A 9,417-nucleotide genomic window follows, 5' to 3' on the forward strand; every position below is an offset into this window, starting at 1 on the left:
TTTCGACTTCTAGAGTGCGTCAGATTTTCGTTTAGAACGTTGTAATTAACACTACATTTCTGACGCACTAGATGATTCGGTAGGTTTGTTATTGGTTAGGCGCCCACTGGCTCACTCGGAAAACAACAAACTCAGCCGGACGAACAGGGCGAACGCCAACTTCAATGTACAACATCCCCAATCTCATCGTTTCTTCGGGATTGAGTTCTCCATCACATTTCACATAAAATGCTTCTTGAGGAGAACTTCCAAATAACGCTCCTTCTCGCCAAATTCGTTCAAGGAAATTATTCACTGTACGTTCAACTCGCGCCCAAAGATCTTGATCGTTCGGCTCAAAAACAACCCATTGGGTTCCGAGTTCAATTGATTTTTCAATGTAGCTCATCAAACGACGAACACTAATATAACGCCATAACGTATTATCAGGTTCAACCAAGGTGCGAGCTCCCCAAACTTGAAGTCCTCGGTTAGGAAACTTGCGAACACAATTAATTCCTTTAGGGTTCAGCAATTCTTGTTCACGAAAGTTGGTATCGTAAGCTAAACTAATCACTCCACGCGGTGTAACATTAGCGGGTGCTTTGTATACCCCTCTGGTTTCATCCGTTTGGCACCAAATTCCCATCATGTGACCGCAGGGAGGAACATAAATGCCTTTGCCATTATCACGGGGATTAGGAACTTTAATCCAAGGATAATATAACGCGGCAAATTGAGAACGACGGCCAAAATTATCGAGCCATTCTGCGACATCTTGAGGTTTACTTTGTTCGGGAGGAACTGGGCTATTTCCTCTTCTTACCTTAACCGGAGGAGGATCTAATACAACCATCCGAAAAGGGGGACTCGGCGCCGAATTTTCACAGTTGGTCATCATCATTTCCATCAGACCATGAACCTGTTCTAAATTCAACAAACCTTGCTGATAAGCTAACATTAAATCAGGACAGGCAATAATCGCAATTTCATCAATTTCAAATAAACCTTGAATCCCTGTCCGATCCTTACGACCCCCATAAGTTTTGCGATAAAGTTGATCAACTGGATAGACTTCAGGAGGGGGAATGATTTCGTAAAATCCATTCGCTGGCCGACAAGACAGAGGCATTCCGCTTGTGGCTTGAATTTCTACTTCTAAATAAGGAGACTCTTGAAATGCCGTCTCTACAAATGTCCCCGCTTCCGGTTCTGCACTCATGGAGAGATGTCTGTAAGTTGAGAGAATATCCTCACCTTGTCTTAAAGTGACTTTAAAATATTCACCCGTATCAAAGGGTTCTTCTTCAGGGTTATCCGAGGGTAGGGGATCGTCCGGTTCAATGATCACGTTGATCCGTCCGTTTTCCAGTTGGTCTGGTTTCATCCGAAAACCAAGGGAAGGGCGTTGGCTAACGGTTGTAATGGCTGTAATGGTCGTATTTTCCTCAACCTGCGGTGTTTGTCTAGCCGGCTGAGGAAGCTGAGTTCCGATACTGACGACCCAACAGCGACCTCCTCCATTATCAAACCATCCTCTGACCGCAAATGGTAAATACGCTCCAAAGTCTGTAAACCCATCGGAACCTGGTTTACCAAAGCATTCGAGATATTGATCCCAGTCTGTAATCAGTTGAGGTTCAAACAGTTGGGCATCTCCGCGAACATCTTCTGTAAAGCCCACAAATCCTGCGACATTCATAGTTACCCCTTGAATGGGGCGACTACCTCGCTCTATCTCTTCAACGTATACACCCGGCGCAAAGTAATCTAGACGAGCCATTAGGAAGTCTCCTTAACGAGTCTTCAATTGTTTGATTAGTGAGCCAATTTGAAATGACCTCATTATAGCTCGAGTTGAGCCAAAAATGAAATAATAATTCTATAAATTTAATTAAATTTTAGTAACTTGTTTTAAAAATCATGTCCAAACTCATCAATAAATTAAGTGAAAACTTCCTAAACTCATCATTGATTTTCGATAGAATTTGTAAAACCCAAAGACAAGCAGCAAACCCATGAGTAATTATCTAGCGATCGCTACCGTCACCGCTATTCTACAGCAAATGTTACAAACAGGTATCGCTAATGATCTTCCTGGTGCTAGAGTCACCATGATTCGTCCTGACAATGCAGGAAGTGGCGTTTCTGATACAGGAATTAATATTTTTCTCTATCAAGCTTCTCCCAATCTGACTTGGCGTAATGCTGATTTTGGTTCTCGTCGTCCTAAAGATAATCTGATTAAACAAGCTCAACTAGGGCTAGATTTATATTATTTATTAACCTTTTATGGAAACGAACAAGAACTCGAACCCCAAAGGTTACTGGGGAGTGCAATTCAAACGATTATCGATCAACCTACGATTACTTCTGAAATGATTAATCGAGTTGTTAACAGTTACTCTTTTCCTTTTCTTGCCGCATCAACCCTGGATGAACAAGTTCAAGTCATTAAATTAAGTCTGCTTCCTATGACATCAGAAGAATTATCACGTCTGTGGTCAACTTTTTTTCAACTTCCTTATTCCCTATCCTTAGGCTTTCAAGCAACGGCTATTTTAATTGAGGGAAGAAAACTCGGAAAAGCCCCTTTACCTGTACGAGTCCGTCAATTTTATTTTGTTCCAAATCAGCCGATGATCGAACAGGTTGAACCGTCAGCAGGGATCAACCAACCCATCATAGCAAGTAGCACCTTAAATATTCGCGGAAAACAACTTTTGGGAAATCAAACTCAAATTCAAATTGGGGAAGCTAGAGTCATTCCTCAAAATATTAGTGATACTCAAATTACTCTAAATTTTTCGGCTTTATCTTCTGAACAATTCAATAATTTGAGAGCGGGAGTACAGGGTTTACAGGTTATCCATGCTAGCACTGATCCTATATTTGCTCACTCGAATCGAATGATTGAATCTAATGTGATCCCTTTAATTTTGCGTCCAACCATTACAATTCATCCTCACAGGAGGAATTTAGAAGAAGTTGAAGTGGGTTTATACTCTGGTGATATTGAAATTCAGGTAGATTTAAGAATCGGATTCAAACAACGAGTATTTTTATTACTGAATGGCATTACAGGTGAAAATTCTGAGTCTTATATTTTTGCCGCAAAACGACGAACTCGCCAAACTCATACACTCATATTTTCGCTGGAGAATGTCAAAATCGGAGACTATCTAGCTAGGGTGCAAATTGATGGTGCAGAAAGTCCTTTAAATGTGGATAATGATCGATATTCAGGCCCTATTTTACAAATCCCATGAATTCACCCGTTTTTCTGGATTGGCACACAGCCAATAGTCAGTTTCTCAGGATTGTTTTGAATCAAGTTCGTCAAGCTTTAAAACGTCAGATTTCATATTTAGAGAATCAAGATTTTGAGGAGCTAGATGATCAAGATGAACTGAAATTTATTACGCCTCCTGTTCAGGAACCTTTTGCTCTTGAGCAACTGAGCCAATATTTTAGTTTATCTGTTTTTGAACAAGAGATTTTATTACTTTGTTTAGGAATGGAACTTGATCCGACTTGGCCATCTTTATGCGCGGCTGCTCAAATTGATTCTGAACACAATTATCCCACTTTTAGTTTAGCACAAATGTTGTTTGAAAATCCTAACTGGGAAGCGATCGCACCGGGATCTCCTCTCAGACGATGGAATTTAATTGAAGTAGGAGGCGGAAATTCTTTGGCAAGTAGTCCGTTAAGGATTGATGAACGAATTTTAAATTATTTGATGGGAATCCATCAGTTAGATAGACGATTGATTAATATTCGTAAATTAATCTCGGTTGCTGAAGATCTAGCTGAATCTCATAAAAACTTAGCTAAAACTATTATTAATAATTGGAGAATAAAAGCTCGAGGTTCTCTGGGTCTCGAAAAATTAGAGTTACCCATTATTGAACTTTGTAGTAATGAACGGGTGGGAAAACGAGCGATCGCGAGTCGAGTTTGTCATGAGTTAGGATTTAATCTTTATTGTCTTTCTAGTCATGCCCTTCCCACCAGTTTAAATGATTTATATCCGTTCATAGAACTATGGGAACGAGAGGCAATTTTGAATCAAGGGGTTTTATTATTAGATGCTGATCAAAGTGATACAATAGATACAGCTAAAGAAAATGCGATCGCCTTGCTCATCGAACAAATTTCTACTCCTTTTATTATTACCAGTCAAGATAGACAACCGCCCCGATCTCGTCCCATTCTGACCTTTGATGTGAATAAACCAACGGCTCAGGAACAGCGAGAATTCTGGATGAAAGCGTTAGGAACTTCTTCTGAAGATTTAACGGGATTAATCGATCAATTAGTTGCTCAATTTAATCTCAATTTTAGCGAGATTCAATCCGCCTGTCTTCAAGTCAAATCAGCCGAAAAAATTTGCCAAAACCAACTTTGGAATATTTGCCGAATTCAGGCGCGACCTAAATTAGATGAATTAGCACAACGAATTGAAATGAAGGCGAGTTGGGAAGATTTAGTTTTACCTCCAACTCAGCAACAAATCCTTCAAACAATTGCGAGTCATGTGCGACAGCGAACTACGGTTTATGAACGCTGGGGATTTGCTCAAAAAGGAGGACGAGGATTAGGAATTACAGCTTTATTTGCGGGGGCAAGCGGAACTGGAAAAACAATGGCGGCTGAGGTTTTAGCGGGTGAATTAAACTTGGATCTTTATAAAATTGATTTGAGTTCTGTGGTCAGTAAATATATTGGGGAAACGGAGAAAAATTTAAAACGAGTCTTTGATGCGGCTGAAACGGGAGGGGTAATTTTACTTTTTGATGAAGCAGATTCATTATTTAGTAAACGAAGTGAGGTTAAAGATAGTCATGATCGCTATGCAAATTTAGAAGTAAGTTATTTATTACAACGGATGGAGTCTTACCAAGGATTAGCGATTTTAACGACAAATTTAAAAGATTCCATCGATACAGCTTTTATGCGACGCATTCGGTTTATTGTCAAGTTTTCTGTACCAGATGTGACTCAACGGATGGAACTGTGGCAACGGATTTTTCCCAAAGATACGCCTACAAAAGATTTGAATATTAAAAAACTAGCTCAGTTGAGTCTCGCGGCGGGGAATATTCGCAATATTGCGCTCAATGCCGCATTTTTAGCAGCCGATGAAAATCAACCGATTACAATGACACATTTATTAAAAGCAACTGAAAGCGAATATGCTAAGTTAGAACGACCCTTGACAGAGGTGGAAATCAAAGGTTGGATCTAGTTTGTTGACCGGGTTGATAGCCAGGGCTGTTTCATTATTTTCGTTAAATCTCTCTGACCTAACCCCCCAACCGCCTTCCCTACGAGGGAAGGGGGAGTAATTAATATTTTTTTATATTTAATAGTAATAATTAGTCCCTCCTCTCCTTGGAGGAGAGGGGGTTAGGGGGAGAGGTCATACAAATTTACGCTCGAAAATGAAACAGCCCTGGGGGGGTTGACAGAACTTAATCACCAATCAGGACGCTCTTGCAACCGCCGAGAATTTTATTGGATGGCCCAATTGCTTCTAACAAGGTGTCGCCCATACGACAAGCGGGTAGACCATTAATCAAAACGGTTTTGCTACCACCGATGACGACTCCAGGGCCGTGGGGGGGAATTGGTGAAGGCGTCATACAGATATGAATATCTGCACCTCCACTACTGCTCCTAATTGTGCTACTCATTGCGGTTAATGCTGCCGTTTTTGCAGCATTTTCAGCGGCTTTGGCGGCAGGGAAAGCCAGTGTTCCAACTGTCGCTTTCGTTGCAGTTTCGACTGATTTGATTATAGCATCTGATGCCTTTTTCGCCTGCTGTAAACCAGCAGCAGAACCGGAAGGCATACCCCGCCACGCAGGTAAGTTTCCTATGAAAACATTCCGGCTACCGGGGCCACCTGTTAAAACGGGCGGTATTGGATGGGATACCTTATCAGTAACCCTTGCGGCTGGTTTACCCATGATTCGAGAATAGATTAATGATGGATAATCATAGCTTTTTTAACATTTAGTTGCAAGTCAAACTGACTTAACAAAATGTCAACTATGCTTATGATATTGAGAAAATAAATTTTGATGTCATGTTGGGTTGAGGCACGGAATTTAATCTATAAGAGCGATCGCACTTTTAAAAAAACAAGTCGGTTTCCCGTTGCATTTGCTTTCTTATCTCAGCCAATTTGTCCACCAGTTCAATTATTGTTTGATCATCTAAATCACCCTGTGCTATTGCTGTTATACCTGCTTGGTAGTTTAGCCACGCTTGATCTACTCTTCCTATCTCCGCGGCTATATAATCGTGGATTTCTTTGATTCTTATAACTCCTTGTTCTCCCGCGGCTGCATTGACTCCAGCTGGCTGTGGTATTAAATTACTCTGATCGTTATAGTACATTTTAGCATCCCAGAGCGTGTAGTCAAAGGTCCTATTAGAATTTTCGTTATTCTCTTGCATTGCCTTTGTAATCTTATCCCAACTATATGCGTGGTCTAATTGTATTCCCTCAACATTCATCTGTACGCCTATTCCTGTTCTAGCAGTGACCGGCAAGTTACCTACTTTTTGAAGATTTGACTTTGATAAAACTTCTAGTCTAGTTTTTGAACCGAAGCTGAATAAATTTCTTGAGTGTATGTCTTTGTTAAAAATTACATTTTGCCCTCCTCTTGCTTTATAACTTCCGGTTTCAGGAATTGGCTTTGAGGTTTCTGTACCGTTTCTCGGAACTTGCCTTTGGAAGATTTTCGTTTTCGGAAATAATACAGATGTTGTTTTTCTCTCATCTTCCGTATTAAAGTTATTGAGCGCTTGACTCATCACATCCGCTTCTTTCTCCAACCCCGCATCATCATTAATCTGTACCCCCTTCATCTGCATTGTTGGTTTAACCCTTCCCTGCATCTGCTGGACAACGTGCCATGCTTCATGGGGTAAATGTTCCTCTTGTCCAGGTGCTACATAAATTTCTGTTCCTTGAGCGTAAGCTAACGCCTGTAGTTGGGCAGGTTTTGACGAATTGTAGTGAACTCTGACATTATCCAGGGAATATCCTGATAAATTTTCTATCCCAGCTTTCAGATGATCTGGTAATCCAGTTTTGTTGGGAGCAGATTCTTCTTGCTTTTGGGCGACTTTTGTACTAATGGGATGGCCTATCTGTGCTTTTCGTTGCAGAATAGTTTGCAGGTTTGGCTGTTCTCGTTTTTGTTTCACAGGTTCCGCAAAATCACGGTTAGCATACCGACTTGCTGGAACTGATGCCGAAGAGGAGGAAGATTGATTTTTTTGCGGCGACTTGAACTGATGGGTCATGTTTCATGTCCCTATTAAAGTGAGCCTCTCCCAAGATTTTAGCATTTTTCCACGAGATCGCTACCCACCAATTAGGAATAATTCTTCATTTAATTGGAAAAAAAGAAATTGTCTTGTGTATCGATGAAACTGGAGATGCCAATTGATCATTCAGCCCTATCTATTTTACTGTTTAACGTGAGTTCGACGGAGTGCGATCGCCTCTCAACAGGACAGTAGAAAAGCGATTAATATCGGTATTAAACCTGTTCGTTCCTCGCATCCATGAGTCGTGTCCACCGCTCCACGAATTCATCCAACTCCTTCTCTGCTTTGGTCTTGTCCTCCCCTTTCAACTTAGTGATGTTAGCTTTTCTGTTTCTTCTTTCCCTCCTGAACCATTGGTACTCATCCTTTGGGTTTCTTGCGTTATTGGCTCCAGGTATCCGACTGACTTGCGGTGTACCGTCACTTCCGACTGTCCCCTCGTGATAAATTCCTGTTTCCGCACTTTTCCTATCTGCTAACATCTGGGCTTTCTGCTCCGGGGTGACGTCCACACTCTGTATGGTGTCCTGTCCCCTAGCAAACTTCACGGCTCCCATCTTATTAACCATGTTACGGTATGAATCTTTCGCTACCTCACCTACCTCTGTGTTTTGTTGTTCTACAAACTCAGGGGTGAATGCGTAGGCAGACTGGTTTATCGCTACCGCTAGACCAATATCCGGTTCTGGGTATACATGGCGACCGTCCTCGAACCGGCCCCGCAACGCTTCCGATTGGGCTTCAGCGTACTCGCCATCGTACATTCCACTCAAATTATTTCCTCTCTTTGTCCCTGTTCCAGGATGGTTTTTGTGTACGTTTTTACCCTCCGCATAGACAAAACCATTTCGCTCCAAACCTCCTACATCTCCCTTACGGGGAGCATTATAACCTTCTCTCGCCACAGAATCGCGGATTACGTGTTCATATTCATGCGTATTTCCTGTGACTTCAAACCCTGTTTTTGTCTTAATTCGCTTGGCTTCATGTGTACGATCTCCGTATGTAGCCTCAGACCATTTCCGTTTTGGTTTTTGTTGCACAGGTTCCGCAAAATCACGGTTAGCATACCGACTTGCTGGAACTGATGCCGAAGAGGAGGAAGATTGACTTTTTTGCGGCGACTTGAACTGATGTGTCATGTTTCACGTCCCTATTAAAGTGAGCCTCTCCCAAGAGTTTAGCATCTTTCCACGAGATCGCTACCCAATTTTGACTAAAACTCTTGTTTTTTTTTGCGTTGGTGAATTGATGCGATCTCTCTTGTAGGTTTGGTTGAGAAACGAAACCCAACAAATCAACTATTACAATTTCTTTAAAAATTTGGTGGCGATCGCGTGAAATTGTGGCAAACTATGGAAAAGGGTGACGTACTCAACACCCTAAGCTGACGCTATAGGGGTCGCTTCTCTTGAATTTCTTCTAGAGCGTTTTATAGTGAGTTTCACGCCCAGACCCACTTTTTTAATTAAGATGGCACTGTTCAAATCTCTATCAAGTTCAGTTGAACAATGAGGGCAACTATGCCATCTTTCCGATAATTCTTTAGGTACAATATTGAGACAATTTGAACAGAATTGAGACGTATTTCTAGGATTAACTTTGACGACTTTCACTCCAGCGTTTTCGGCTTTGAATGATAGTATTTCGACAAATTGACCTAGACCTGCATCTGCCAAACTTTTATTTAACCCCGACTTAGCCGCTTGACCATTAGGTAAGTATTTTCCGGTTTCATCCTGTTTAGGCTTACATCGCTTTATCATATTGCGAATCTTTAAATCTTCGATAAAGATTACATCGGACTTAGCGATTAATTGATTAGCCTGCTCATAATGAAACTGCTTTCTCTGCCTTTGAATTCTTTGGTGGATCTTGGCAACCTTTCCGTACAGGAGTTTTCTGGCTCTACTTCCCTTCTTTCTACTAGCCGCTTTTCGTTGTAGCTTTTCCAGCTTGTCTTCAGCTTTACGGAAATATTTAGGAATGGGAATTGCTTCACCAGTCGATAAAGTTCCAAATTTCTCTAGCCCTAAATCAATCCCGATACTATTATTCTCTGTTGGTTCAATATCATCAGGGTTG

General features: G+C 41.3%; 7 protein-coding genes. 2 read left to right on the top strand and 5 right to left on the bottom strand.

Annotated elements, in window-relative coordinates; genetic code table 11:
* Positions 1 to 88: 88 nt before the first annotated feature.
* Positions 89 to 1,762, bottom strand: coding sequence for a phage tail sheath family protein (locus WN50_RS19530; RefSeq protein WP_046276652.1), 1,674 nt, complete (start codon positions 1,760 to 1,762; stop codon positions 89 to 91).
* 235 nt (positions 1,763 to 1,997) lie between these two features.
* Here WN50_RS19530 and WN50_RS19535 point away from each other — a divergent pair, with 235 nt between their 5' ends.
* Both WN50_RS19535 and WN50_RS19540 read left to right on the top strand, forming a co-directional pair.
* Positions 1,998 to 3,248 (top strand): Pvc16 family protein, encoded by a 1,251-nt coding sequence (locus tag WN50_RS19535; protein ID WP_046276653.1) that lies wholly within the window; start codon positions 1,998 to 2,000, stop codon positions 3,246 to 3,248.
* A complete protein-coding gene (locus tag WN50_RS19540) occupies positions 3,245 to 5,230 on the top strand; it encodes an ATP-binding protein (protein ID WP_046276654.1) in 1,986 nt (661 codons plus the stop codon). The genes WN50_RS19535 and WN50_RS19540 overlap by 4 nt, the downstream gene beginning before the upstream one ends.
* Positions 5,231 to 5,456: 226 nt before the next feature.
* Here WN50_RS19540 and WN50_RS19545 read toward each other — a convergent pair whose 3' ends face one another.
* From WN50_RS19545 to WN50_RS19560, 4 genes are all read right to left on the bottom strand, one after another.
* Positions 5,457 to 5,954 carry a PAAR domain-containing protein gene (locus WN50_RS19545; RefSeq protein WP_046276655.1) on the bottom strand — a complete coding sequence of 166 codons (498 nt, stop codon included), beginning with the start codon at positions 5,952 to 5,954 and terminating at the stop codon, positions 5,457 to 5,459.
* Positions 5,955 to 6,120: 166 nt separating this feature from the next.
* Positions 6,121 to 7,305, bottom strand: coding sequence for an eCIS core domain-containing protein (locus tag WN50_RS35430; protein ID WP_082172497.1), 1,185 nt, complete (start codon positions 7,303 to 7,305; stop codon positions 6,121 to 6,123).
* A gap of 239 nt (positions 7,306 to 7,544) precedes the next feature.
* The gene (locus WN50_RS19555) at positions 7,545 to 8,474 is read right to left on the bottom strand and encodes a hypothetical protein (RefSeq protein WP_046276656.1); all 930 of its coding nucleotides are present in this window, start codon (positions 8,472 to 8,474) and stop codon (positions 7,545 to 7,547) included.
* A gap of 240 nt (positions 8,475 to 8,714) precedes the next feature.
* Positions 8,715 to 9,417 (bottom strand): RNA-guided endonuclease InsQ/TnpB family protein (locus WN50_RS19560; protein ID WP_049560398.1); only part of this gene is annotated, 703 nt, incomplete at its 5' end.

The organism is Limnoraphis robusta CS-951 (assembly GCF_000972705.2).

Coding starts and splice junctions, on each gene's coding strand:
- WN50_RS19530 (WP_046276652.1), bottom strand. CDS start 1,762: ATGGCTCGTCTAGATTACTTTGCGCCGGGTGTATACGTTGAAGAGATA.
- WN50_RS19535 (WP_046276653.1), top strand. CDS start 1,998: ATGAGTAATTATCTAGCGATCGCTACCGTCACCGCTATTCTACAGCAA.
- WN50_RS19540 (WP_046276654.1), top strand. CDS start 3,245: ATGAATTCACCCGTTTTTCTGGATTGGCACACAGCCAATAGTCAGTTT.
- WN50_RS19545 (WP_046276655.1), bottom strand. CDS start 5,954: ATGGGTAAACCAGCCGCAAGGGTTACTGATAAGGTATCCCATCCAATA.
- WN50_RS35430 (WP_082172497.1), bottom strand. CDS start 7,305: ATGACCCATCAGTTCAAGTCGCCGCAAAAAAATCAATCTTCCTCCTCT.
- WN50_RS19555 (WP_046276656.1), bottom strand. CDS start 8,474: ATGACACATCAGTTCAAGTCGCCGCAAAAAAGTCAATCTTCCTCCTCT.